The sequence below is a fragment of the Rhizobium sp. 57MFTsu3.2 genome, assembly GCF_012932765.1.
GTDB classification, from domain to species: domain Bacteria; phylum Pseudomonadota; class Alphaproteobacteria; order Rhizobiales; family Rhizobiaceae; genus Rhizobium; species Rhizobium altiplani.
Genome location: NZ_JDWI01000003.1, coordinates 197,701 through 222,663, shown reverse-complemented (window position 1 = coordinate 222,663; position 24,963 = coordinate 197,701). Strand labels below are relative to the sequence as shown.

Genomic DNA, 24,963 nt, shown 5'->3' with positions numbered 1-24,963 from the left:
ACGACAACCCAGCATCAATCGCCGAAAACAGACCAGCCAGTGCGGGCCGCCAGCATTTCGAGCGCGACAGCACCGAGCTGCGAGTTGCCGACCTCGTTGAGCCCCGGCGACCACACCGCAATCGAGGCAATGCCGGGCGCCACTGCAAAAATACCACCGCCGACACCACTCTTGCCGGGGAGACCGACGTGATAGGCAAAGTCGCCGGAACCGTCATAGTGGCCGCATGTCAGCATCAGCGCGTTGATACGTCGCGCCCGCTTCGGCGACACAACGGAGTGGCCAGTCATCGGATTGCTGCCGCGTGCGGCCAGAAACAGCCCGGCCTTCGCCAGCTGCTCGCAGGTCATCGACAGGGCGCACTGGTGAAAATAGACGCCAAGCACGTGTTCGACTGGGTGATCGAGGTTGCGATAGGCCCGCATGAAGTTTGCGAGCGCGAAATTGCGGTAGCCCGTCTGTGTCTCGGACCTTGCAACGCGATCATCGATGGTGACCGACTCGTCATCGGCGAGATAGCGGACGAAGCGCAGCAACTCACCAATAGCCTCGCGTGGCGCATGGCCGGCCATGACAACATCGGTCACGGCAATTGCCCCCGCGTTGATGAAGGGATTGCGTGGAATGCCCTGCTCGTGCTCGAGCTGGACGATCGAGTTGAACGCCGAGCCCGAAGGCTCGCGGCCGACCCGCTTCCACAGTCCCTCGCCGACCTTGCCGAGTGCAAGCGTCAGCATGAAAACCTTCGAGATGCTCTGGATGGAGAACGGGACATCGGCATTGCCGACGCTGTAGACCTTGCCATCCACGGTGACGACCGCTAGGCCGAACTGGTTTGGGTCGACCTTGGCGAGTTCCGGAATGTAGTCCGCAACCTTGCCCTCGCCGATACGGGGGGTCAGCTCCTTGTGGATGCTATCGAGAACTGCCTGCAAGTCCGTCATCGTATCTCCCCAGATAACAAAAAAGCCGCCCCAGGAGGCGGCTTTTCCGTATGCGAAAACGCCTCGCGATTAACGCGAATAGAATTCGACCACCAGATGCGGCTCCATGACGACCGGATACGGTACGTCGCCGAGCGCCGGAACACGAGCGAAGGTAGCAACCATCTTGTTATGGTCAGCTTCGATGTAGTCCGGAACGTCGCGTTCAGCCAAGCCAACAGATTCCAGAACGGAAACGAGCTGCTTCGACTTCTGACGAACTTCGATGACGTCGCCAGCCTTGCAACGGTAAGAACCGATGTTTACGCGGACGCCGTTCACGGTCACGTGGCCGTGGTTGACGAACTGGCGAGCAGCGAAAACGGTCGGAACGAACTTGGCGCGATAAACGATCGCGTCAAGACGAGACTCCAGAAGACCGATCAGGTTTTCCGAGGTATCGCCCTTGCGGCGGTCGGCTTCAGCGAAGATCGCGCGGAACTGCTTCTCGCGCAGGTCACCGTAGTAACCCTTCAGCTTCTGCTTGGCGCGCAGCTGCACACCGAAGTCAGAGAGCTTGCCCTTGCGGCGCTGACCGTGCTGGCCCGGGCCGTATTCGCGGCGGTTCACCGGGGACTTAGGACGGCCCCAGATGTTTTCGCCCATACGGCGGTCAATCTTGTACTTGGACGATTCGCGCTTGCTCATCGTATTTCCTTTCAGAAAGTTAGAACGGTCTGTTGCCAAACCGCGTGAAGGAAACACGCCCTCCTTTGATCTTCTTTCGAGGATCCGACAGGATCATCCCATTACGCGAACAGGACAAATCCACGGGACATGTCAAATGAAACACCGGACATCTCTGCCCGGTGCTGGGGCGGTCTTTAGGGCGAAGTCGCTGGAATGTCAATCACAATTCCACGTTTTCGCCCGTGGCATTCGCCGACGCGGCCTACTTCGCGCTGGCCGTCTCGGTCTTCAGGCCGAGCGCGTCGCTGATCGTATAGAACAGATCCGTCTGGTCCGTCAGGCCAGTGACATTGGCAGCGCGCGGCCCGTAAGCAGCAATGCGAAGCTGCGAGCCGGTATGGCCCTGGTCATCCGCATCGTCGGAGTTGCCGTAGCTCACGGCCATCACGGCGCCGTCCTTCGTCATCAACGCTTCCGTCAAGCCCGGAGCCTTGGCGTCGGCATCGATGATCTGGCTCGCGTGCGCATGATCGGCGGTGATGATGACGAGCGTGTCGCCGGCTTCTTGCGCAAACTTCAACGCTTCCTGAACGGCTTCATCGAGATCAACCGTTTCGCCGATCTGGCCGCACGGGTTGGCGGCATGATCCTGCTTGTCGATCGACGCTCCCTCGATCTGCAGGAAGAAGCCCTTCTCGTTCGTCCTGAGCAGTTCGATCGCCTTGGCCGTCATCTGTGCCAACGTCGGGGTTGCCGACGTGCGCTTCTCGTTGGGCTTGCAGACGACCGGCTCCTTCTCGACATTGCCGTAATGGCTGGCCTTCGGGCCTTCCCAGCGAACCGGCATATTGCCCTCGGCAAACAGGCCGAGTACCGGCGCACTGTCGTTCGCCTGCTTAACGGCCTGGAGCTCGTCAAGGTTCGAGACGATCTTGTAGCCTCGTTCCTCCGCCTGCTGGCGAAGCGTCTTGTCCTTCCATTCGCCGGCCTTGGCGGTCTCGCCGAAGCTCTTTGCGCCCCCGCCGAGTGTCACGTCGGGGCGCGTATCCAGCAACTGCTCGCTGATCGAACCTTTGCCGCCGTTTTCAAGCGCGTTCGTCGGGCACTTCTCTGTGGTGGATGCCGGGCTGTAGCACTTACGCTGGGTCACGTGCGCGATCTGCACGGCTGGCGTTGCATCCTGCAGTTCGGCTGTCGAGACATTGCCTGTGCCAAGACCGGCAGCCTTTGCCTTTTCGATCAGCGTTTCGTGGCTCTTCTCATGAATGTCGACGCCGATCGCGCCGTTATAGGACTTCACGCCCGTCGCCCAAGCGGTGCCCGAGGCAGCAGAGTCGGTCACATAGGTCGGCTTGCCCGTCTTCTTTTCGAGCGAATAATGCGTGTATTGCCCGGTGACCGGAAGCGCATCGATGCCCTTGAAATACTGGCCCGCGCCGACCGCATAGTTGCGTGCGATGGTGATCTCGGAGTCGCCCATGCCGTCGCCGATCAGGAGGATGACGTTCTTCGGGCGGGTATCGATGAGCGCGGCGCGATAAGCCTCGGTGATGTCGCCGGAAAGGCGGCGTGCGCCACCGGGAGCGCTGAGATCGGCGCTTGCCGCACGTTCCAGAAGCTTGTTCGCCGCATCATCTGCATAGCCAGGCTGAACGGCAACGGTTGCAAGCAGGCCGCCGACGACAAGGCGCAGCAGCTGGTGACGAACGTTGTTTCTCATGACCGAGATCTCCTTTTGATAATCCGCATCGACCGCACGGGTCGCGCGCCTTATCCACCACCCGAATGAAGCTCTTGTGACAAAAGCAACTGCTTCGTGTGACATTAGGGATCGACTATAAACCGGGCACATTGTCCGCGCGCTATTTGCCGTCAATTCGGCCGTCATTCCGCTGCGGAGCGCACCTCATCCACATCAGGCGCATTGGCATCGCCGGGAGCCGTCTGGCAACTCATGTCGGGGAAAGCGACGATGCGCTTGCCGGCGAAGTCCGTGTGCACGACCACAGTCCCCTGCTCCTCGAAATAGCCAAGTAGACGTCTCGCACGCCGGGCCGAGTGGGTGCCGTAAGCGCGCGCAATCCGCGCATCCGAGGGGCATGGTTCGCCACAAATTGCCGCTTTTGCCAACATCAGGAAAACACCCTGAAGATCGTCGGTGACGCCAGAAGAGAGCGACAACGCCATTCCCCAGGCCTCGGTTTCTGCGGTCGCCGCACCTACGCCGGAACGCGAAATCGCCACGCGGCGTCGGAACTCCGACAAAGACATCGGAGCGCCTGGAACCCGGCGCATGCGAAGTCGCACCAGGAACTCCTGGTAAAGCACGGAATCCGTTCGGAATCCGGAGCTCGGATCGTCCAGTATTTCGTTGAGCACCGCCGTCAGCCGCTCCTCCCGTTCCTCGACCGACAGCTCGGGCTGAGGCGCACGCGTCTCCGAAACCGGAGCCGAGGCAGCAGGAGCCGATCGCGACAACTCCGCGAGAATATCGGTGGTCGGCCGTGGTGCGGGCGCGGCGCGCCGAACGATCGGCCGCTGAAATTCTTCCGGATCCGGGGTGAAGATCAGGTCTTCGACGTCCTGCGGTGCGTCCGGCAGCGGCATGAGCTTGGGGCTCGACGAACGCGCCGAGGTCTCGACATTACCGATCTGGATCGGCAGCGGGCGGCGGGACAAGGCCGGCCCAAGCGCAACGAAATTGCCACGCTTCAGGTCGCGGAACATTTCCGCCTGCCTGCGATCCATCCCGAGCAGATCGGCAGCACGCGCCATGTCGATGTCGAGGAAGGTGCGCCCCATCAGAAAGTTCGAGGCTTCCGCGGCCACGTTCTTGGCAAGCTTTGCTAGGCGCTGCGTCGCGATCACGCCGGCAAGACCGCGCTTGCGGCCGCGGCACATCAGGTTCGTCATGGCGCCAAGCGACATCTTGCGGGCATCTTCCGAGACGTCGCCGCCGACCGAAGGCGCAAACATCTGCGCCTCGTCGACCACGACGAGAACCGGATACCAGTATTCGCGGTCGGCATCGAACATGCCGTTGAGGAAAGCGGCTGCGGCGCGCATCTGCTGCTCGATATCGAGACCCTCGAGGCTCAGAACGCAGGAGACGCGATGCTGGCGGATACGATTGGCAATACCGGCCAATTCGGCCTCGGTGCGCTCGCCGTCGACGACGACGTGGCCGAACTTGTCCGACAGTGTGACGAAATCACCTTCGGGATCAATGATGACCTGCTGCACCCACTGCGCTGATTGCTCCAGCAGACGGCGGAGCAGATGCGACTTGCCGGAGCCGGAATTGCCCTGCACCAGAAGACGGGTAGCCAGAAGCTCTTCGATATCGAGCGTGGCCGGATTGCCTCCCGACGCCGATCCCATATCGATACCAACCTGCAATGTTACATTCCTCTTTCAATCAAACACGGCGTCCTAGCAGGTTTGGCCGTGTCTTTGGCAACACGCCCGCGCAAACCCACAGAAGAAAAACGTCAGAAACTTGCCTTCAACATTCGCGTAAAGGCCAGGCTGACCGCGAGAGGTACCAGCAAGACCGCCAATCCGACCCGTAGCCCTGATACCTCCGCGATAAAACCGATCAGAGGCGGTCCAATCAGAAAGCCGGTCAGTGCCATGAAGGATAGGATCGCGACATTGGCGGCCGCCGGTCGATCCCTGAGGCTTGCCGCCGCGGTAACAGCCAGCGGAAAGCCGACCGACACACCGATCCCAACCAGTGCAAAGCCCGCCAGCGTCACCAGGCTATGCCAGGCAAAGACGACCATGAGCATGCCCACCAGCGAAGCCGCGCCGCAGCCCCGGGCCAGTGAAATCGCCCCGAGCCGCTGTTTCAGATGGTCGCCGCTGAAACGGCCCGCCGCCACCATCATGGCGAAAATCGTATATCCAATACCGGTCATCATGCCGTCGGTCTGGAAAACGTCCTTGAGATAGACGGCAGACCAGTCGGCAATCGCTCCTTCGGTCATCGTAATCCCGAAGACGAAGGCGCAGATGCCGAGCAGCGCGCTGCTTGGCAGCTTGATCGGCATATGCGGCGGCGCCGCGCCAGCTTCGCGATCGGGGGGCAGGCGGAGGCTTGCTACAATGGCAAACGGCAAAACGACGAAGGCAGCCGCCATGATCGCCCCTTCGGCCGGCGCGGCAATCGCCACCATTCCCGAACCAAGCAGGCTGCCGGCCATGATGCCTAGGCTCCAGAAGCCATGGCAGCGGTTCATGATAACAGAGCCGGTATCCTTCTCAGCACGATCGGCTTCGACATTAAGCCCAAGCTCCAACGTCGACATGGCAACGCCAAGGAGGGCAAGCGCGATGAACAATTCAACCGGCGTGCGGGAGAAGGCAGGAAGGCAGACAATCACCGAGAAAACTACAAATCCTGCGATGACTGTGGTTTTGCCGCCGATGCGCGACACCACTCGTCCGGCGATAGGCAGCGTCGTGAGGATGCCGACCGGCATGCCGAGCAGCGCCAGCGCAAGATCAGCAGGACCGAGCCCCAGACGAGCCTGGATTTCGGGAATGCGCGGCAACCAGCTGCCAAATGCAATCGGTTGCAGGAAGAAGATAGCCATAACAAGTTTTTGGAAGGACATGCGGAGCCTGGCGGGATCGATGCGAATCACAACCCTCAGTTTGCGCAGTCATCAGATCTTGCGAAAGCCCCTATCGCATCAACGTTCGACGCGATTGCGCGGGAGCCGCCTGACCAGCCGGTCAGCCCTGCAAGCAGCCCATCAAGCCTTGAGACCAAAACCCTGCATCAGCCGCCTCGTCGCAAAATCGGGATTGCCTGAGGTGAAGACCGCAAAGTCGAAATTATCGGGATGCACGGCATCGGCGACATGCGGCACGAGGCTGCGGGCACGCCGGGCAATTGCCTCAGCGGGATCGAGCCAATCTACCGGCCAGGGCGCAAGTCGACGGAAGACGTTCGCCATGAAGGGATAGTGCGTGCAGGCGAGCACGACGATATCGGTCTTCGATCCGTCTTTCTCCACGAAGCATTGATCTATCTCGGAAAGAACAGCCTCATCCGACACCACATCACCGCGGATATAGGCCTCGGCCATTCGGGCCAGATTTTCGGACCCGACCAGACGCACATGGCACTGCTGCGCGAAGGACTGGATCAGGTCGCGCGTATAGGCCCGCTTGACCGTACCCGGCGTTGCCAACACGGAGACAAGCCCCGAGCGTGTCCGCTCGGCGGCCGGCTTGATCGCCGGTACCGTGCCGACGAAGGTCATCTGCGGAAACGCCGCACGCAGATCGGTGCCAACAAGCGTAAAGGCCGTGTTGCAGGCGATGATGCAGACTTCGGGATCATGCTCGTCAAGCAGCTTGGCGAAAAGACCAATGATCCGTTCCTTCAGTGCTTGCTCTTCCCAGCCGCCATAGGGAAAGCCGGCATCGTCAGCAATGTAGATGAAGCCGCGCTCCGGCATCAGCACGCGCGCTTCCCGCAATACGGTCAGCCCTCCGATACCGGAATCGAAGACCAGAACCGGTTTCAGCTCATTCAGCGCTGCTGTCATCTTCCGACTGTTCCTTGACGTCGACGGGCGGCCGCCTCCCGCGCGGATATTTCCGCGAGAAGCGGTCGAGGGAGGAGATTACGCCGCGCAACACGCTGATTTCCTGCTCCGTGAACGCGCGACGGGAAAGGACTGCCCTGAGGTTGTCTACCATTTTCGGCTTTTTCGCGGGCGGATGGAAATAATTGCGTGCATCCAGCGCTTCTTCCAACTGGTCGTAGAGACCGAACAATTGTTCCTTCGTGGATTGCGTCTGCGACATCGCCTGGAAGGGAACGGATCCGACATCCTCCATGCCCGACTTCATCCACTCGTAGGACATCAGCAATACCGCCTGGGCGATGTTGAGCGACGCAAAGGCAGGATTGACCGGGAAGGTGACGATCTCGTCGGCCAGCGCAACCTCCTCGTTCGTGAGTCCCCAGCGCTCGCGGCCGAACAGGATGCCGCTGCCCTCGCCTGCCTGGAATTTGGCGCGCAGCGTTTGCGCCGCCACGACGGGCGACCGTACGGGCTTGAAGCCATCGCGCTCACGCGCTGTCGTTGCGTAAACGAAGTTCAGGTCGGCGATAGCTTGCTCGAGTGTGTCGTAGACCTTGGTGCCCTCGATGACGTGGTCGGCCTTCGAGGCGGCGGCCTGTGCCTTCTCGTTCGGCCAACCGTCACGCGGATTGACGAGCCTCAGTACCGAGAGGCCGAAATTCGCCATGGCCCGCGCGACCATCCCAATGTTCTCCCCCATTTGGGGTTCGACGAGAATGATTACCGGACCTTCCGTGAGAAGTTGCCGCTCGCTGTTCGTGCCTGCCATGACGCTGGATCCTTTTGCTACGGGCGGAATAGCCAAGCCGGGCCGAAACGGCAAGGGTCAACCATTCGGGTAGAGGCGATCGAGCGTCGAGCCGATCATCTCGACCCCAAGGCGCGCACCCGCATGCGACAGCGGCAAATGCCGTTCCGGTGCACTGCTGGCCTTTTGGTCGACGAAGAAGCAGTCAGACTGGCGCTTTGCGAGAAGCGTCGCACGCTCACGTTCAGCATCGATCAGTTTCATGCCATCGTTGTCACACGCGCTCCTGTCGAAATCCTTCGCCAGGATTCGCGCCCAATAGGTCGCCGCAAGAAAGATCGCGAGCGTCTGCCGTATGTGTCCCGGCCTGGTGACAACCGACCAGGTCGAACCGAGTGGGCGGGCAGCTGCAGCTATGTCCCGGTAAGCCGCATCGAGCTTCTGCGAAAGAGCGATCAGCGCGTTCGTTGCTTCGCCCGCCGCTGCGGCAGAAAGCAGCTCTTCCAATGCCGAAAACCACGTCGCCAGCGCCGTATTGAGCGCGCTGCGCGTTCGCGCAGGAAAAACGACGAAGGCAATGAACGTGCCCGCCGCAGCCCCAAGCATTGTTTCTTCGACGCGCAGCAACAGCAGGTCGACTGTCAGCGATCCCGTCATGCCATAGACTAGGCAAAGCGCAATCGATACGAAGAACGTCATTATCGCGTAGGATGTCTGAAGAAAATAGAAGGCCAGAAAGATGGCAATCGTGGTGATTACTAGGGCAACCGCCATATGCCCCGTCAGGGCTGTTGCGAGAAACAAGCCCATCGCAATCCCGAACAGCGTCCCAAGCGAGCGTTGCAGGGCCTTCATCGCCGTATCACCACGCGAATTCGTGTTGGTGAACACCAGGAAGGACGCAAGCACCGCCCAGAACCAACGTTCGCGTGACAGCATCAGCCCGAGGGTCATTGCGATTGCCGATGCCAGCGTAATCTGCAGGGCCGCGCGGATCAGGGGATTGGCCAGCGAGAAGTCGATCTTCGCGGGAGCAGCAGTCGCTTCGGTTACAGCCCAGACTTCGGCAAATCCTGTCGAATAGCCCTTCTCGATCGTTTCCGAGAGGAGCACTCGCGCCTCTCCCAGCCGGATCAAGGACCGAGCCGTCTTGGCCTGCAGATCATCCGATTTCTTCGCCTCCACCAGAACGGGATCGCCCTCGATGACGGCATGAACGAGAGCGAACGGCGGCAAGCTCTGCGAGCTCAGCACAATCGCACTCTCCGCGGCAAGGTGGACGTCGAACAGTCGGATCGCCAGGATTGCCGCAGGCTCGGTACCATCAAACACGCCGGACGGCGGCCGCGGAATGAACCCCTCGGCCATCAGAACGACTTCCTTCAGGCGGATTTCCAACTGCTCTAATTTGTGCGCATCCCTCGCCGTCATTCGCCCAACGGAGGCGAGCGTCGCGATCTTGAACAGGATCTGGTTGATGCGGCCGCGCACACTTTCGAGTGAGCGCAAGAGATCCGGGCGCCAATCATCGGGGAGGACAAGAGAGCGCACGACATGCCCGATCAATGCCGGGACGATGGGCCCCATTGCAATCAGCGGAAGCTCACCAAGCGGGGGGCGGAAATAGGCACCCATGAAATAGGAGGTGAAGGCGAACATGCCGATTGCGTGTCCGCGTGGCCCGAACACTCGCCCGGCAGCAGCAAGAAAGATGATGATGAGAAAGGCCACATCCGAAACGATGCGATTTGTTTCCAGGGCCGCGGCAAGGCCGACGACACAGACACTTGCGGCACAGCCGAGCAAGCGTGTCACGAGTTGCGGTGCGCTCCCCTTGTCCTTTACCGCGACGCCACCCTCGATCGACAGGACAAGCCCCAACCCATATGCAGCGGTCGGAAGCGGAAGCAGCAGCCTGTCGATTGCCAATAGCACCCCGAACGAGAGCGCCATTGTCAGCGTCACCCGCGACGCCATTCGCAAGCGCGAGAGCGCCGGGTCGTTGGCGAGAAGCCAGTCGCGGAAATCAAAACCGGAAAGCAAGCAGCCCTGGCCTCTCATTCAGCCCCCGACAGCCAATGGCCGAGGGAATTTCTCGACACACCGAGGACGGCCCCATCACCCGAAGCGACCGCCCTTCAACAACGAAAACGTAGCACACAGGCTTCGTTGGAAAAATGCAGTCCGCGCTTCACTGACCTTTGGCGATCTGCACCATCGTATTCTTGAGCGAGTTCGCCGGTTGCCCGGGATCGCCCTCGGTGACGATGTCGTCGATAACAGGCTTGCCGGCTTCTTCAAGCATCTCGAATCGAACGGTCGTCACCGCCTGCTTGTCCGATCCGTCGTCCATGCAGGTCGCCTTCTTGAAGGTGACGACGACCTCCGTCGCGCCACCGGCGGTCGGCTTCGGCTCATAGGTCAAATCTTCGAGTGGACACGCATCCTCACCATTCACGATCACATCGTAGTCGAAGGGCGAGACACCATCTTCGTCAGCAGCCGGGTTCTGGATCGCTGCCTGGTATTTCGTCACGAAATCCTTGCTGTAAAGCCGCGATAGCTTGCCCGGATCAAAGATGTCGATCCAGTCGCTATCTGCGCCCGACCAGTTCTTGATCGTCGCATCCATGATCTCCTTCACAGGCGCGGTAACGTCGGCGGCAAGCATCGGCGGGGTCGAACCGAGCAGGATCGCGAGGACGAGGGGAATCTTCTTCATGGCGAATATCCGGGCAATGGTTTTGCGCCGGAGACTAGCCATTTTCCTCCGCTTGGCAATGGCCGCAAAAACGCCGCCGCATCCTGCTTCCGGCTTTGCACTCCCGGTCCACAATGCTATAGCGCTCGGGATTTTTATATCACCCACCCGGGACGTCGGTCCCTTCCAAGCTTAACGAGGCAGATACATGAAGAAGATCAAGGTCGCCAATCCCGTCGCCGATCTCGACGGCGATGAAATGACTCGCATCATTTGGCAGCTCATCAAGGATAAGCTGATCCATCCGTATCTCGACCTCGAGATCGATTACTTCGATCTTTCCGTTGAAAACCGCGACGCCACAAATGACCAGGTGACGATCGACGCCGCCAACGCCATCAAGAAGCACGGCGTCGGCATCAAGTGCGCGACAATCACGCCGGATGAGGCACGCGTCAAGGAATTCAACCTCAAGCAGATGTGGAAGAGCCCGAACGGCACGATCCGCAACATCCTCGGCGGCGTCATCTTCCGCGAGCCGATCATCTGCAAGAACGTTCCGCGCCTGGTTCCCGGCTGGACGCAGCCGATCGTCGTTGGCCGTCATGCCTTCGGTGACCAATACCGCGCGACCGACTTCAAATTCCCGGGCAAGGGCAAGCTGACCATCAAGTTCGTCGGAGAAGACGGGCAGGTCATCGAAAAGGAAGTCTTCGACGCCCCCGGCGCCGGCGTTGCCATGGCCATGTACAACCTCGACGAGTCGATCCGCGAATTCGCCCGCGCTTCGATGATGTACGGCCTGATGCGCAAGTGGCCGGTCTACCTGTCGACCAAGAACACCATCCTCAAGGCCTATGACGGCCGCTTCAAGGACATCTTCGAGGAAGTCTACGAGACCGAGTTCAAGGACCAGTTCAAGGAAATCGGCATCACCTACGAGCACCGCCTGATCGACGACATGGTCGCTTCGGCGCTGAAGTGGTCCGGCGGCTATGTCTGGGCATGCAAGAACTACGACGGCGACGTCCAGTCGGACACGGTTGCCCAGGGCTTCGGTTCGCTCGGCCTGATGACCTCCGTTCTGCTTACGCCGGATGGCAAGACGGTCGAAGCCGAAGCCGCACACGGAACGGTTACCCGCCACTACCGCCAGCACCAGAAGGGCCAGGAAACCTCGACGAACTCAATCGCCTCGATCTTCGCCTGGACCCGCGGCCTCGCCCATCGTGCCAAGCTCGACGACAATGCGGAACTCGCAAAGTTCGCAGCGACGCTCGAAAAGGTTTGCGTCGACACCGTCGAAGCCGGCTTCATGACCAAGGACCTGGCGCTGCTCATCGGTCCGGATCAGCCGTGGCTCTCCACGACTGCCTTCCTCGACAAGATCGATCAGAACCTGCAGAAGGCGATGGCGTAAGCCAAGACCAATATCCGAATGGACGGCGGGGATTTCCCCGCCGTTTTCGTTTCAAGGACAAGCAAAGGGAACAAGAGGATGACCATAACAATCCGTCCGCTGCAACCATCCGACCGGGCCGCCTGGGAGCCTCTGTGGGCCGGCTACCAGCGCTTCTACGAGGTTGTTATCCCGCCCGAGACGACGAACCTGACCTGGAGCCGATTTCAGGATCCAGGCGAAGACATGCACGCGCTTGGCGCCTTCGACGACAGCGGCCGCCTTGTCGGTATCGTTCATGCGATTTTCCACCGTTCGACCTGGCTGCCGAAATGGACCTGCTATCTTCAAGACCTCTATGTCGACGACACGCAGCGCGGTCTCGGCACAGGTGCGGCTCTCATCGATGCCGTGGCGGATCTTGCCCGCGCGAATGGGGCTGGCCGGCTCTACTGGATGACGCATGAAACAAACGCCACCGCCCGAAGACTCTACGACAGGATCGCCGAACGATCCGGTTTCATCCAATATCGCAAGCCGCTGTAGATAGTTAGGGCCTTTGCGCCGGACCTCTCTGTCCTATGTCCCTGATGGCGGACTTGATACGCTGCATTCAGCAAACGAGGAGGAGTTCATGGCAGACGAACTGGTATTTTATACGAACCCCATGTCGCGCGGCCGCATCGCCCGCTGGATGCTGGAAGAGACAGGCGTACCGTACAAAACAGAGATCATGACCTTCGGCGGAACGATGAAGGCGCCTGAATATCTCGCCGTCAACCCGATGGGAAAGGTCCCGGCCATCAGGCGCGGAAAAACGATCGTGACTGAGTGCGCAGCGATCTGCGCCTACCTCGCTGAGACCTTCCCCGAAGCCGGGCTCGCTCCAACATCAGATGAACGCGGCAGCTACTACCGCTGGATGTTCTTTACCGCCGGACCGCTGGAGGCAGCGGCGACCAACAAGGCATTGGGCTTCGAAACGCCACCAGACAAAGCCCGGATGGCGGGATATGGCAGTTTCGCCGACGTGATGAACGCGCTTGAAGGCGCCGTCAGTGCCACACCTTACGTTGCCGGCAATCGTTTCACGGGAGCCGATGTTTACGTCGGCTCCCATATTGGCTGGGGCATGAGCACAGGTACGCTTGAAAAGCGCCCAGCGTTCCTCAACTATCTCGGCCGCATCTCCGATCGCCCGGCCTACAAGCGTGCCACCGCGATCGATGACGAAGCCATGAAGGCTGCCCAGTAGAAACAGGTCGCTCAGGCAAGCGGCATGTAGATATCGGTCAAGAGCTCGGTCGGCGGCACCTCACGTGGGTTGTTGAGGTATTCCTCAAACATCACACTGTCGCGAAGCTGCCGACCCGAGGCGGGCAACCATTCCGCATAAAGCCACTGGTAAGCCTTGTGCATGTCTGCATAAGGCCCCTTGTGACGCAGTACGGCATACTCGCCTCCGTCGAGCATCCGCGCTTCGAACGGCGCCGTCGCGACAACCTCGCCGTCCGTAGTCACACATGCGATCGAGCGCAGCTTCTCGGACGGCACGATATCGGGATCATCCAGATAAACACCGATCATCCGCATCGTCGGCTTGGCAAGCCCGCGCGCATAGAGCGTGCCGAACAAGGTCTCGAACGCCTTGCCGATCTGCATGAACGAGCCGGTGTGCGGCACTCCGAGCAATTGAATTGGCTCAATCTTCCGTAGGGTAACGTCGAACATCGCTGCAGTCTTTCCGTTAGGTGAGGGTTCAAAGGCTTTATGGCTTCCCTCTTTCCTGTACTGACCTGGCGGCATGCCATAGACCGATTTGAAGATACGGTTAAAAGACTGGAGGTTGGGATAGCCTGATCGCTTTGCTATCTCCCCGACAGAAAGATCCGTGCGAACCATGTCCCCGGCTGCACGATGCAGCCTTAATCGCTTGACTGTCGCCGCGAGTGTCTCGCCGAAAATCGCGCGATAGATCCGATGCCAGTGGTAGCTCGACATGCAGGCGATCCCGGCAAGTTTATCCATGTCGAGTTCTTCGTCGAGATGATCATGGATATAGGCTGATACCCGTCTGAGACGGTTCTCGTAGAGCGCCCATGCCGTTTCGCCGTTCATTGTCAAAACCTCCTGCAAATCGATCGGCTGCAGAAAACCATAGCCCGGTTTGACAAATCCTGCGGACTTTGGCGAATCCGCAAAGAAAAAGGCGGGGACCAGCCCCGCCTCTCTAAGACCTTTACAAACTTCAATTCGCTCAGCTTGCCAGTGCGACCGCAACGGCCTCAATGGCTTCATCAGCCTTCGTCCCATCCGGACCACCGGCCTGAGCCATATCGGGACGACCGCCGCCACCTTTGCCCCCAAGAGCCGCCGACGCAACGCGCACGAGATCGACGGCGCTGAACCGGCTCGTCAGGTCCGGGGTCACGGCAACCACTGCGCTCGCCTTGCCGTCTTCGGCGACGCCGATCAACGCGACGACGCCGGAACCGAGGCTTGCCTTGCCATCATCGGCCAAGCCCTTGAGCTCCTTGGGATCGACGCCGGAAATTGCCTTGCCGAGGAACTTGACGCCGGCAACATCACGAACCGCATCGGCAGGGCCGCCCTGCCCTCCGCCCATCGCAAGCTTGCGTTTGGCATCGGCCAGCTCGCGCTCGAGCTTCCGGCGTTCGTCCACCAGCGCCTCAACGCGAGCAAGAACATCCGCCGGCTGCACCTTCAGCGACGTTGCGAGCGATTTGACGCGCTCGTCCTGCTCCGCCAGGTATTCGCGCGCAGATTCGCCGGTGACCGCCTCGATACGACGCACGCCGGCGCCTACCGCGCTTTCGCCAAGAATGCGGATCAGCCCGATCTGCCCCGTCGCGCCGATATGCGTGCCGCCGCAAAGTTCGATCGAATAGGCCTTGCCGGCCTTTGCGCCACGCACGCCCTGGCCCATGGCCACAACGCGAACTTCGTCACCGTATTTCTCGCCGAACAGCGCCATTGCGCCTTCCGCGATCGCGTCGTCGACGCTCATCAGGCGGGTCGTGACGGGCGAATTCTGCAACACGATCTCGTTCGCCATGTCCTCGACGACCTTCAGCTCGTCGGCCGTCATCGGCTTTGGATGAGAAACGTCGAAGCGCAGGCGCTCGGGCGCAACCAGCGAGCCCTTCTGAGCCACATGCGTGCCCAACACTTCGCGCAGCGCCTCGTGCAGCAAGTGGGTGGCGGAGTGGTTCGCGCGCAGACGCGAACGGCGCGCATGGTCGACCGTCAACGCAACCGGCTCGCCGGCCTTCACTGTGCCCTCGACAACAGTGCCGATGTGGACGAAGAGGCCCTCGCCCTTCTTCTGGGTGTCGGTGATTTCAACCTTCGCGGTATCGGAGGTGATGACACCGGTATCGCCCATCTGGCCGCCGGACTCGCCGTAGAACGGCGTTTGGTTGACGACGATCTGAACCTTGTCGCCGGCCGACGCAGCATCGACCGCGGCACCGTCCTTCACGATGGCCTGAACAACGCCTTCTGCGGTCTCAGTGTCGTAGCCGAGGAACTCGGACGCGCCGTGCTTTTCCTTGAGTTCAAACCAGATCGTCTCGGTAGCCTTGTCGCCGGAGCCGGCCCAGTGCGAACGCGCCTCGGCCTTCTGGCGTTCCATGGCGTCCGTAAAGCCTGATATGTCGACGCCGATTTCGCGGGCGCGCAGCGCATCCTGTGTCAGATCGAGTGGGAAGCCATAGGTGTCGTAAAGCTTGAACGCGGTTTCGCCGTCGAGCATGTCGCCCTTGCCGAGCGTCGTCGTTGCATCGGAAAGCAGTGAAAGACCACGCTCCAGCGTCTTGCGGAAGCGAGTTTCCTCCAGCTTCAGCGTCTCGGAGATCAGCGATTCCGCACGCACCAGCTCCGGATAGGCGCGACCCATCTCCTGAACGAGTGTCGGCAACAGCTTCCAGATCATCGGTTCCTTGGCACCCAGGAGCTCGGCGTGGCGCATTGCGCGGCGCATGATGCGGCGAAGCACGTAGCCGCGGCCTTCGTTGGACGGCAACACGCCATCGGCAATCAGGAACGCAGAGGAGCGCAGGTGGTCGGCGATGACACGGTGGCTCGCACGGCGCTCGCCCTCGGCCCTTACACCCGTGACCTCCTCGGAAGCCTCGATCAGGGCACGGAACAGGTCAATGTCGTAGTTATCGTGCTTGCCCTGCAGAACTGCGGCGACGCGCTCCAGTCCCATACCGGTATCGATCGACGGACGCGGAAGGTCGATGCGCTCTTCCTTCGTGACCTGCTCGTACTGCATGAAGACGAGGTTCCAGATCTCGATGAAGCGGTCACCATCTTCCTCCGGCGAACCGGGAGGGCCGCCCCAGATGTGAGCGCCGTGGTCGTAGAAGATTTCCGAGCATGGGCCGCACGGGCCGGTATCACCCATCGCCCAGAAATTGTCGCTGGTGGGAATACGGATGATCTTCTCGTCCGGCAGGCCTGCGATCTTCTTCCAGAGGTTAAAGGCCTCATCATCCGTGTGATAGACGGTGACCAGCAGCCGCTTGGCGTCGAGCGCAAATTCCTTGGTGATCAGGTTCCAGGCAAGTTCGATCGCCCGCTCCTTGAAGTAATCGCCGAATGAGAAGTTGCCGAGCATCTCGAAGAAGGTGTGGTGGCGTGCGGTGTAGCCAACGTTATCAAGGTCGTTATGCTTGCCGCCGGCGCGGACGCACTTCTGCGCGGTCGAGGCCGTCTTGTATGGACGCTGCTCCAGACCGGTGAAAACGTTCTTGAACTGCACCATGCCGGCATTGGTGAACATCAGCGTCGGATCGTTGCGCGGCACCAACGGGCTCGACGGAACGATTTCGTGGCCGTTCTTCTTGAAGTAGTCGAGGAAGGTCGACCGGATATCATTCACACCGCTCATGCTATGCCCTTCAATGCTGCCGGAAGGCAGGTCAAAACTTAAATCCAGTGGCTTTTATCGCTCGCCTTAACCACTGTCCAGCAGACAAACAAAACCGGCCGCAATCTCATTAGGAATGCGACCGGTTTTGAACTCTGGGAAACCGCCAGGCAAATCAGCCGTCTGCAGCCTCGTCGCCGTCATTTGCATCAGGGCCGCCATTCTGCAGGAAGCGGTCCGCAATCAGGCCAGCATTCTGACGAAGCGCCGTCTCGATCTCGCGCAGGAGATCCGGATTGTCACGCAGGAACAGCTTCGCATTTTCGCGGCCCTGGCCAAGACGCTGGCTATTATAGGAGAACCAGGCCCCTGATTTCTCGACGATACCCGCCTTGACGCCAAGGTCGACCAGTTCGCCGGTCTTCGAAACGCCTTCACCATACATGATGTCGAATTCGACCTGCTTGAAGGGAGGCGCCATCTTGTTCTTGACGACCTTGACGCGCGTCTGGTTGCCGATGACCTCTTCCCGCTCCTTGACTGCACCGATACGACGGATGTCGAGGCGAACGGACGCATAGAATTTCAGCGCGTTGCCGCCGGTCGTCGTTTCCGGCGAACCGAACATGACACCAATCTTCATGCGGATCTGGTTGATGAAGATGACCATGGTGTTGGACTTCGAAATCGAAGCCGTCAGCTTGCGCAGCGCCTGGCTCATCAGGCGCGCCTGAAGGCCCGGCAGATTGTCGCCCATTTCGCCTTCGATTTCGGCACGCGGCGTCAGCGCGGCAACCGAGTCGACGACAAGAACGTCGACAGCGCCGGAACGCACCAGCGTATCGGTGATCTCGAGCGCCTGCTCGCCAGTATCCGGCTGCGAGATCAGGAGGTTCTGCAGATCGACACCGAGCTTGCGGGCGTAAACCGGGTCAAGCGCGTGTTCCGCATCGACGAAGGCACAGATGCCACCCTTCTTCTGCGATTCCGCTATCGTCTGCAGCGCCAGCGTCGTCTTACCCGAGCTTTCTGGTCCGTAAATCTCAATGATACGGCCCTTTGGAAGGCCGCCGATGCCGAGCGCGATATCCAACCCGAGAGAACCTGTCGAAACCGTTTCGATCTCGACGACGTTCTCGTTCGAGCCGAGCTTCATGATTGAGCCCTTGCCGAACGACCGCTCGATCTGTGAGAGTGCCGCTTCAAGTGCCTTGCTTTTGTCCACCGATTTGTCCTCTACAAGCCGCAATGTATTCTGTGACATTCGATCCACCTTTAGGTTATTGAAGCCGCTCAAGCAATGTCGCCAGCGATGGCGATTTTGTACCGCATTTGTTCTCATTGCGCAAGTTGCGTGCAAATAATTGAAACAAAAAGGTAAACTTGCCAGTGTTCTACATTTGTTTTCGTGATGGAAAGCAACGGCTTAGATATAGCGCTCTGGTCGCCAGCCGACCAGCGGCGGCAGGACGATTCGTATCTTTCGACCATGCGGGACGATGAAATGAAGCGGAAGATTCTTGTCCTCGGCGGAGCCCACATCGACAGGCGCGGACGCATCTCAGGCGACACCGTGCCAGGCGCCAGCAATCCAGGCTCGTGGTTTGAGGAGCCGGGCGGCGGCGGCTTCAATGCGGCGCGCAACCTTGCCAGGTTGGGCTTCGATGTGACGATGATTTCACCGCGTGGCGGCGATCCGATCGGCGAGATGGTCGGCGAGGCGGCCGACTTCGCTGGGGTTCATGATCGCCCCTTCATTTTCCTGGATCGGAAGACGCCGAGTTACACCGCAATCATCGAGAACGACGGAAACCTCGTGATTGCGCTTGCCGACATGGATCTCTATCGGATGTTCGTGCCGCGGCGCCTTTCGATCCGTGCCGTACGTGACGCCTTTGCCGCCACCGATTTCATTCTCATTGATGCCAACCTGCCGGCAGAGACGCTGGCATCGATCGTCGAGCGCGCAAAAGCTCTCGGCAAGCCGGTGGGCGCGATCGCCATCTCGCCCGCGAAGGCCCTCAAGCTCAAACCATGCATCGAAGGGATCGACTATCTTTTCCTCAACGAGGCCGAGGCTGCCGCATTGACCGGCGAGCGCCCAAACGATCCCGCGCACTGGCCGTCACTGCTGGGTGACATCGGTTTACGCGGTGGCGTCGTCACCCGCGGCCAACGCGAGCTGATCGCCTTCGCGGATCGCCATGTTGTTGCCCAGCAGCCGGCAAACCTCGAAGATGTCGCGGATGTCACCGGGGCGGGTGACTCGCTTGCAGCCGGCGTTATCTCCGGATTGATGCGTGGAATTTCCTTGGCCGATGCCATCAGGGAGGGCGCCGCGGCCGCGGCACTTACCGTACAATCGCCGCATGCCGTCAATGAAAACCTCTCCCCAGATCTCGTGAGGGAGACGCTTTCCCTTGTTCCGCCGGCGAGAATTTTGCATTGAAGGCAATACCGATGAAATGGAAGCGACAATGACGAAACCGATCTCCCCCCTCCTGCCGATCGCCTACTCCAAGGAAGTCGCAAGCGCCAAGCAGCGCGGCGCGCCGATTGTGGCGCTTGAATCGACCATCATCACCCATGGCATGCCCTACCCTGGCAACATCGAGATGGCCCGCAGCGTCGAGGCGCTCATTCGTGAGCAGGGCGCGGTCCCAGCCACCATCGCGGTCATTCACGGTACGCTGCATATCGGCCTCGAATCCGACCAGTTGGAGCAACTGGCGCAGGCCAAGGACGTCCTCAAGGTTTCGCGCGCCGATCTCGCCTTTGCGATCGCCGAGCGCCGTCACGGCGCAACGACCGTCGCAGCAACGATGATCGCCGCCGAGCGTGCCGGCATCAAGGTCTTTGCAACGGGTGGCATCGGTGGCGTCCACCGCGGCGCGGAAGAAAGCTTCGATATCTCCGCTGACCTCGAGGAACTCGGCCGCACCAGCGTCATCGTCGTTTGCGCCGGCGCCAAGGCGATCCTCGATATACCGAAGACCCTTGAAGTCCTGGAGACCGCGGGCGTGCCTGTCGTCACCTACGAGAGCGAGGAATTCCCGGCCTTCTGGTCACGCTCGTCCGGATTGCGCAGTCCGCTGACGCTGAACAGCCCGGCTGCCATCGCCAACTTCCAGACTGTACGCGAGCAGCTCGGCATTGACGGCGGCATGCTCATTGCCAATCCGGTGCCGGAGGCAGACGAGATCCCCCGCGAGGAAATGGAAATCTATATCGAGCGCGCCCTCGACAGCGCCGAGCGCGACGAAATCAGCGGCAAGGAAGTAACCCCTTACCTGCTCAGCACGATCTTCGACCTGACCGACGGCCAGAGCCTAAAGACCAACATTGCGTTGGTGGAAAACAATGCTCGACTCGCGGCAGAAATTGCCGTCGCGCTGGCTGGCTGAGTTTGAAAAAGGGGCGCTGGGCGCCCCTTAACTGTCCAGCGTCTCCTTGACGACGACGGCAAGCTGCTTGAGGGAGAACGGCTTCGGCAGGAAGCCGAACTTGGAATCCGGCGGCAGGTTTCGGGCAAACGCGTCTTCGGCATAGCCTGAAACGAAGATGAATTTCAGGTTCGGATAGTTCTTGCGCAGTTCGCGCAGCAGCGATGGACCATCCATCTCCGGCATCACGACATCCGAAACGACGATGTCGACCTTACCCTCGAGCTCGTCCATGATATCGAGCGCCTCGACGCCGGACCCGGCCTCGTAAACCGTATAGCCGCGCGTCTCAAGCATGCGCTTGCCGCCGCGACGCACCGCTTCCTCATCCTCGACCAGCAGGATCACAGCCGAGCCTGTCAGATCCTCGGGCTGCTCCACCGCGGCGGGCGCCTGTTCCGCAGGTGTGCCGATAGTAGGCGTGGCGGCATCGCCTTCCGCGGCAACCGCTGGCTCGACAATGTGGCGCGGCAGGAAGACGCGGAACGTCGTGCCTTTGCCAACTTCCGACTCCGGCTGAATGTAGCCGCCCGATTGCTTGACGATGCCGTAAACCATCGCGAGGCCAAGGCCCGTTCCCTTGCCCACTTCCTTCGTCGTGAAGAAGGGTTCGAAAATCTTGTCCATGATCTCAGGCGCAATGCCGGTCCCGTTGTCCGAGACCTCGATGAGGACCATGTCCTCATGCGGCATGTAGGAATAGTTGAAAGCCGCCACCTCTGCCGCCGTCACGTTCTTCGTGCGAAGCGTCAGCTTCCCGCCCTGCGGCATCGCATCTCGCGCGTTGACGCAGAGGTTTATCAGCACCTGCTCGAACTGCGACAGGTCGGTCTTCACAGGCCAGAGATCACGGCCATACTCGACGTCGAGCTTTACGTTGGTACCGGACAGCAGGCGATCGACCAGCATCCTGAGGTCGCCAACCACATCGGTGAGATTGAGCACCGTCGGCCGCATCGTCTGCTTGCGCGAGAACGCCAGCAGCTGCCGCACGAGCACGGCCGCGCGATTGGCGTTGCGCTTGATTTCCATCAGATCCGCAAAGCCAGGGTCCGCCGGCCGGGCCTGCAGCAGCAGATGATCGGAGGACAACAGGATCGCGGTCAGGACATTGTTGAAGTCGTGCGCGATCCCGCCCGCGAGTGTGCCGACCGCATTCATCTTCTGCGTCTGCGCCATCTGCGCTTCGAGCGCCTTCTGCTCAGTCACCTCGACGGCATAGACGATCGCCGCCTCTTCCGGCGTCTCGTCGCTCTGGTCGATCACCGCGTTGACGTAGAAGCGGAAATGGCGTGCTTCATCGGTTGGCGTGCGCGAGTCGATCGGCGGGATATCGCCCTGGCGGTCCTTCGCCGCCGCGAGCGCCTGCTGCAGTTTGGATTTGTCGCTGTCCTGCACAATGACTTCGAGCAGCGCGCCGTTCTCGACATCATCTCGGGAAACGATACCCGAAAACAGCTTCAGGAATGGGGCATTGGTTCGCAGGATCCTGCCTGCCCCATCCACCGAGGCAATCGCCATCGGCGTGTTGTTGAAAAAGCGGGTGAATCGCATCGCGGCGGCCGAGGCGGACTGATCGTTCTCGCCGCTCTTCTGCCGCGTCAGTACGATCGACCGGCTCTCTCCAGGAGCGCCATCGCGCATCGACGTCACGCTGTGGACGATCTGCGCCGGCAGGCTCTGGCCGTTCATCTTCTTCAAGTCGAGATCGAGCGTCACCGTCTTTTTCAGGCCCGGATCGGCCTGCACCGACTGAATAAGCGCAAGCCCCTCGCCCGCGACAAAATCGCCGATCGTGACCGAACCCGGAACGAACTTGGTAAGATCGATGCCAAGCCATTCCGCCAGCGTTGCGTTGAGGTAGAAGATCTCTCCCTTGCGGCCGGCCGAAAAGAACCCGGCTGGTGCGTGGTCGAGATAGTCGATCGCATTCTGCAGTTCCTTGAAGAACCGCTCCTGATCGTCGCGCTCGGAGGTAATGTCGCTGATCTGCCAAATGTGGAGCGGCTTGCGTCCGATCTCCTCGCTCTGCAGGGTCCGTGCTTTCAGGCGGTACCAATGCGCTCCGGAACCGTTTGTCGAGGGGCCCAGGGACCGCAGCAGGCGGAATTCTTCGCTCCCCTCCCGGCCTTCGCGAAGCCCGTTGGAAAGGCGATAGAGCGCCTCGTTCGATTCCCGATGACGCGACAGCAGCGCTTCGAGCGTCTGAACTTCCGTCGACTTGCGAGCGCCCGTCAACTCGCCATAGGCCGCGTTCGCATAAACGATACGGCCTTTGTCGTCGGTGATGAGAGAGCCGTCGGGGTGACTGTTCAAAAATGCCCGCGCCAGGCTGTCGGACTGCCGCTGCGGCATGACTTCGATAAAGCCGATCACCGACGACACGAGGAAGAAGATCCCGACCATGGCAAGCACGCCGAGAACGCCGAGCACCATTTCGTTGTCGAGAGAACTCTTGAAAACGACGAACGCCGCGGCTGCGCCGATCAGCACAAGGGCCAGCAGGATGATCCGCAAAGCCGTTCCCGTGCGGCCCCCGCGGTCCAAGAGCGGTTCGCTATAATCGTCGGCCTGACGCGGTCTCGTCATCTATTCCCTCGCATGGCCTGCCGGGCTTCACTCGTAACAAGGAGACAAAGCAGGAATCAGGCGCCTTTTCCTTCTTACCAATTTGCGGTCTCCGCAAAAACACTGCTCTCTGTGAAGACTGATTGAATTCACAACGAAGAGCGCCAATTTCGCCATTAAAATGCGTTGTTAAGAAAGCATGTTCGAATTCCACTTCGGGTTGGCATGACTGGACAAGGCCATCACGACTTGTCTACGAAGTGGTAAAAGTCGCCATGTGGTTCAAAACCGCGAAGGGAGTAAGCCAAGATGTTCGATGATCTCATGGGAGCCTATGGGAGCCGCTTCCTTCTCGCCGCCGGCGGCGTTGGCATAGCTCTATTACTGCTGATCGTCGTGCTCTGGTTCATGCGTAACCGCGCACCTTCGCCCTTCCTTCGGGGGGGCCGCAACCGCCAACCACGGCTGCAGGTCCTCGATGCAGCCGCCGTCGATGCGCGCCGCCGCCTCGTCCTCGTCCGTCGGGATGACGTCGAGCATCTGATCATGATCGGCGGGCCGACCGATATCGTCATCGAGAGCAGGATTGGTGAGGCCACCGACAAGTCCGCACCGGTCGAGGCAAATGCTCAACCAGCCCCAACCCTGGTGGCGCCGGCTCCCGCCCCTATCGCGCCACCACAGCTCGAGGCAGCGCCAGAGCCGCCGGCGCCCGTTCACATCGTACCGACCGAATCCCAGTATGTGCCCCCGGTCCGCGGTCATACGCCATCCGAACCCTACGTGCCCGAACGTGCGCCGATCGAAGCCAGGCCAGAACCGGTCATGGTCGCGACTCCCGCCTCGCCTGCGCCCGTCATCGCCGAACGTGAGCGTGCCCCACGCCCAGCGCCGTCTTTCGACCCGCGTCCTGAACCGCGACCGGCACCAGCCCCGATCGAAGCCTCGGCCGCGGCAGACATCCTCGATTCCGCCCGTCAACGCGTGTTGCCGCAGCAGCGCATCGAGCCGCAGGTGACGCAGCCTTCCGTCCGGAGCACTCCCGCGCCCGCACAGCCGTCATCGGCGTTCGTCGAGGTCGGCACGCTGGCGCCTGCCGCGCAGCCGAGCGACTTCCAGCGCATTCTCGAAGAGGAAATGACGAGCACGCTTGCCGCCGAGCGTATTGTGCCGACGCCACAGGCGCCCGCCGCAAAACCCGGTCCGGCGTCAGGCAACCAGCCTCGCCGCGATCCTGAAATGGCGCCGCTCACCGGCGCGGATGCCGCTCTTCAAAACGAAGTCGCACGCATTTTCGGCGAGATGAGCGTTAACCGCGACAAGTAGCGGATCAACCGAACAAAACAAAAAGGGCACCACGGTTTGCGTCGCGGTGCCCTTTTTGTTGTCGGTATGTAGGGACTTATTCGTCCCGGTAGACTTTTTCCCGCCGCTCGTGCCGCTCTTGAGCCTCGATAGACAGCGTCGCAATCGGTCGAGCATCAAGCCGCTTGAGCCCGATCGGCTCTCCGGTCTCCTCGCAATAGCCGTAGGTGCCGTCTTCGATACGTTGCAGTGCTGCGTCGATCTTGGAAATCAGCTTTCTCTGGCGATCGCGGGCGCGCAGTTCGATGGCCCGGTCGGTTTCGGACGATGCCCTGTCAGCAAGATCCGGGTGGTTTGCGCTTTCCTCGGCCAAGTGGTCGAGGGTTTCGCGCGCCTCTCTGAGGATGTCATTCTTCCAGGCGACCAGCTTGGCTCTGAAGTAAGCCCGCTGATTGCCGTTCATGAACTCTTCCTCTTCCGAGGGTACGTAGTTGCTAAGATCGATCTTCTCACTCAACGCGATTCTCCTGAAGCAGATCTCATGTGGCGGGTGTATATCGCGAGCACTACTGGTGATTCAAGCCAAATACGCTAGGTAAACAGTTTTTTAAATCTGTCATATTTTTGAGCTAACAGACTATTTTCTCATCACTATTCCCCCGAACGCCTATTCGCCTCCCGGTAAC

General features: G+C 60.4%; 20 protein-coding genes. 6 read left to right on the top strand and 14 right to left on the bottom strand.

Annotation, left to right across the window (positions count from 1 at the left end; translation table 11 throughout):
• Positions 1-14 precede the first annotated feature (14 nt).
• From AF71_RS05175 to AF71_RS05135, 9 genes are all read right to left on the bottom strand, one after another.
• A complete protein-coding gene (locus tag AF71_RS05175) occupies positions 15-944 on the bottom strand; it encodes a glutaminase (RefSeq protein ID WP_018854867.1) in 930 nt (309 codons plus the stop codon).
• A 69-nt stretch (positions 945-1,013) separates the two neighbouring features.
• Positions 1,014-1,631, bottom strand: a complete 618-nt coding sequence (gene rpsD / locus AF71_RS05170) for a 30S ribosomal protein S4 (RefSeq protein ID WP_025661699.1) — start codon at positions 1,629-1,631, stop codon at positions 1,014-1,016.
• Between the two features lie 244 nt (positions 1,632-1,875).
• Complete coding sequence (gene phoA / locus AF71_RS05165) at positions 1,876-3,333, bottom strand: alkaline phosphatase (protein ID WP_018854865.1); 1,458 nt, start codon at positions 3,331-3,333, stop codon at positions 1,876-1,878.
• Between the two features lie 164 nt (positions 3,334-3,497).
• Positions 3,498-5,012: an ATP-binding protein gene (locus tag AF71_RS05160; protein WP_018854864.1), complete on the bottom strand. Its 1,515-nt coding sequence runs from the start codon at positions 5,010-5,012 to the stop codon at positions 3,498-3,500.
• A 92-nt stretch (positions 5,013-5,104) separates the two neighbouring features.
• Positions 5,105-6,232 (bottom strand): MFS transporter, encoded by a 1,128-nt coding sequence (locus AF71_RS05155; protein ID WP_169680268.1) that lies wholly within the window; start codon positions 6,230-6,232, stop codon positions 5,105-5,107.
• Between the two features lie 141 nt (positions 6,233-6,373).
• Positions 6,374-7,174, bottom strand: coding sequence for a glutamate racemase (murI, locus tag AF71_RS05150; RefSeq protein ID WP_018854862.1), 801 nt, complete (start codon positions 7,172-7,174; stop codon positions 6,374-6,376).
• Positions 7,155-7,985, bottom strand: coding sequence for an RNA methyltransferase (locus AF71_RS05145; protein ID WP_018854861.1), 831 nt, complete (start codon positions 7,983-7,985; stop codon positions 7,155-7,157). The genes murI and AF71_RS05145 overlap by 20 nt, the downstream gene beginning before the upstream one ends.
• Before the next feature lie 57 nt (positions 7,986-8,042).
• A complete protein-coding gene (locus AF71_RS05140; protein ID WP_192240607.1) occupies positions 8,043-10,025 on the bottom strand; it encodes an FUSC family protein in 1,983 nt (660 codons plus the stop codon).
• A 130-nt stretch (positions 10,026-10,155) separates the two neighbouring features.
• Positions 10,156-10,686 (bottom strand): hypothetical protein, encoded by a 531-nt coding sequence (locus AF71_RS05135; protein WP_169680267.1) that lies wholly within the window; start codon positions 10,684-10,686, stop codon positions 10,156-10,158.
• A gap of 187 nt (positions 10,687-10,873) precedes the next feature.
• On the opposite strand from AF71_RS05135, the gene AF71_RS05130 reads away from it, so the two are divergent.
• The 3 genes from AF71_RS05130 (at position 10,874) to AF71_RS05120 (ending at position 13,319) form a co-directional block, all read left to right on the top strand.
• Complete coding sequence (locus tag AF71_RS05130) at positions 10,874-12,085, top strand: NADP-dependent isocitrate dehydrogenase (RefSeq protein WP_018854858.1); 1,212 nt, start codon at positions 10,874-10,876, stop codon at positions 12,083-12,085.
• A 78-nt stretch (positions 12,086-12,163) separates the two neighbouring features.
• On the top strand, positions 12,164-12,610 hold the full coding sequence (locus tag AF71_RS05125) for a GNAT family N-acetyltransferase (RefSeq protein ID WP_169680265.1): 447 nt from the start codon (positions 12,164-12,166) through the stop codon (positions 12,608-12,610).
• Between the two features lie 88 nt (positions 12,611-12,698).
• On the top strand, positions 12,699-13,319 hold the full coding sequence (locus AF71_RS05120; protein ID WP_169680263.1) for a glutathione S-transferase family protein: 621 nt from the start codon (positions 12,699-12,701) through the stop codon (positions 13,317-13,319).
• A gap of 11 nt (positions 13,320-13,330) precedes the next feature.
• Here AF71_RS05120 and AF71_RS05115 read toward each other — a convergent pair whose 3' ends face one another.
• From AF71_RS05115 to recA, 3 genes are all read right to left on the bottom strand, one after another.
• Entirely contained in the window at positions 13,331-14,182 is an 852-nt protein-coding gene (locus AF71_RS05115; RefSeq protein ID WP_169680261.1) for an AraC family transcriptional regulator, read from the bottom strand.
• 139 nt (positions 14,183-14,321) lie between these two features.
• Complete coding sequence (gene alaS / locus AF71_RS05110) at positions 14,322-16,982, bottom strand: alanine--tRNA ligase (RefSeq protein WP_169680260.1); 2,661 nt, start codon at positions 16,980-16,982, stop codon at positions 14,322-14,324.
• 154 nt (positions 16,983-17,136) lie between these two features.
• Entirely contained in the window at positions 17,137-18,225 is a 1,089-nt protein-coding gene (recA, locus tag AF71_RS05105; RefSeq protein WP_016554154.1) for a recombinase RecA, read from the bottom strand.
• A gap of 240 nt (positions 18,226-18,465) precedes the next feature.
• Between recA and AF71_RS05100 the strand changes: the two genes are divergently transcribed.
• Positions 18,466-19,410, top strand: a complete 945-nt coding sequence (locus AF71_RS05100; protein WP_026371473.1) for a carbohydrate kinase family protein — start codon at positions 18,466-18,468, stop codon at positions 19,408-19,410.
• 28 nt (positions 19,411-19,438) lie between these two features.
• Entirely contained in the window at positions 19,439-20,365 is a 927-nt protein-coding gene (locus AF71_RS05095) for a pseudouridine-5'-phosphate glycosidase (protein WP_025661688.1), read from the top strand.
• A gap of 27 nt (positions 20,366-20,392) precedes the next feature.
• Here the strand turns inward: AF71_RS05095 and AF71_RS05090 are convergent, their stop codons facing one another.
• On the bottom strand, positions 20,393-22,993 hold the full coding sequence (locus tag AF71_RS05090; protein WP_169680259.1) for a PAS domain-containing sensor histidine kinase: 2,601 nt from the start codon (positions 22,991-22,993) through the stop codon (positions 20,393-20,395).
• A 288-nt stretch (positions 22,994-23,281) separates the two neighbouring features.
• On the opposite strand from AF71_RS05090, the gene AF71_RS05085 reads away from it, so the two are divergent.
• Positions 23,282-24,298: a flagellar biosynthetic protein FliO gene (locus AF71_RS05085; protein WP_169680258.1), complete on the top strand. Its 1,017-nt coding sequence runs from the start codon at positions 23,282-23,284 to the stop codon at positions 24,296-24,298.
• Between the two features lie 76 nt (positions 24,299-24,374).
• Here the strand turns inward: AF71_RS05085 and dksA are convergent, their stop codons facing one another.
• Positions 24,375-24,794 carry an RNA polymerase-binding protein DksA gene (gene dksA / locus AF71_RS05080; protein WP_007532954.1) on the bottom strand — a complete coding sequence of 140 codons (420 nt, stop codon included), beginning with the start codon at positions 24,792-24,794 and terminating at the stop codon, positions 24,375-24,377.
• Positions 24,795-24,963: the final 169 nt, after the last annotated feature.

Excerpts from the sequence above, each read along its gene's own strand:
- AF71_RS05175 (WP_018854867.1), bottom strand. The coding sequence starts at position 944 with ATGACGGACTTGCAGGCAGTTCTCGATAGCATCCACAAGGAGCTGACC.
- rpsD (WP_025661699.1), bottom strand. The coding sequence starts at position 1,631 with ATGAGCAAGCGCGAATCGTCCAAGTACAAGATTGACCGCCGTATGGGC.
- phoA (WP_018854865.1), bottom strand. The coding sequence starts at position 3,333 with ATGAGAAACAACGTTCGTCACCAGCTGCTGCGCCTTGTCGTCGGCGGC.
- AF71_RS05155 (WP_169680268.1), bottom strand. The coding sequence starts at position 6,232 with ATGTCCTTCCAAAAACTTGTTATGGCTATCTTCTTCCTGCAACCGATT.
- murI (WP_018854862.1), bottom strand. The coding sequence starts at position 7,174 with ATGACAGCAGCGCTGAATGAGCTGAAACCGGTTCTGGTCTTCGATTCC.
- AF71_RS05145 (WP_018854861.1), bottom strand. The coding sequence starts at position 7,985 with ATGGCAGGCACGAACAGCGAGCGGCAACTTCTCACGGAAGGTCCGGTA.
- AF71_RS05140 (WP_192240607.1), bottom strand. The coding sequence starts at position 10,025 with ATGAGAGGCCAGGGCTGCTTGCTTTCCGGTTTTGATTTCCGCGACTGG.
- AF71_RS05135 (WP_169680267.1), bottom strand. The coding sequence starts at position 10,686 with ATGAAGAAGATTCCCCTCGTCCTCGCGATCCTGCTCGGTTCGACCCCG.
- AF71_RS05130 (WP_018854858.1), top strand. The coding sequence starts at position 10,874 with ATGAAGAAGATCAAGGTCGCCAATCCCGTCGCCGATCTCGACGGCGAT.
- AF71_RS05125 (WP_169680265.1), top strand. The coding sequence starts at position 12,164 with ATGACCATAACAATCCGTCCGCTGCAACCATCCGACCGGGCCGCCTGG.
- AF71_RS05120 (WP_169680263.1), top strand. The coding sequence starts at position 12,699 with ATGGCAGACGAACTGGTATTTTATACGAACCCCATGTCGCGCGGCCGC.
- AF71_RS05115 (WP_169680261.1), bottom strand. The coding sequence starts at position 14,182 with ATGAACGGCGAAACGGCATGGGCGCTCTACGAGAACCGTCTCAGACGG.
- alaS (WP_169680260.1), bottom strand. The coding sequence starts at position 16,982 with ATGAGCGGTGTGAATGATATCCGGTCGACCTTCCTCGACTACTTCAAG.
- recA (WP_016554154.1), bottom strand. The coding sequence starts at position 18,225 with ATGTCACAGAATACATTGCGGCTTGTAGAGGACAAATCGGTGGACAAA.
- AF71_RS05100 (WP_026371473.1), top strand. The coding sequence starts at position 18,466 with ATGAAGCGGAAGATTCTTGTCCTCGGCGGAGCCCACATCGACAGGCGC.
- AF71_RS05095 (WP_025661688.1), top strand. The coding sequence starts at position 19,439 with ATGACGAAACCGATCTCCCCCCTCCTGCCGATCGCCTACTCCAAGGAA.
- AF71_RS05090 (WP_169680259.1), bottom strand. The coding sequence starts at position 22,993 with ATGACGAGACCGCGTCAGGCCGACGATTATAGCGAACCGCTCTTGGAC.
- AF71_RS05085 (WP_169680258.1), top strand. The coding sequence starts at position 23,282 with ATGTTCGATGATCTCATGGGAGCCTATGGGAGCCGCTTCCTTCTCGCC.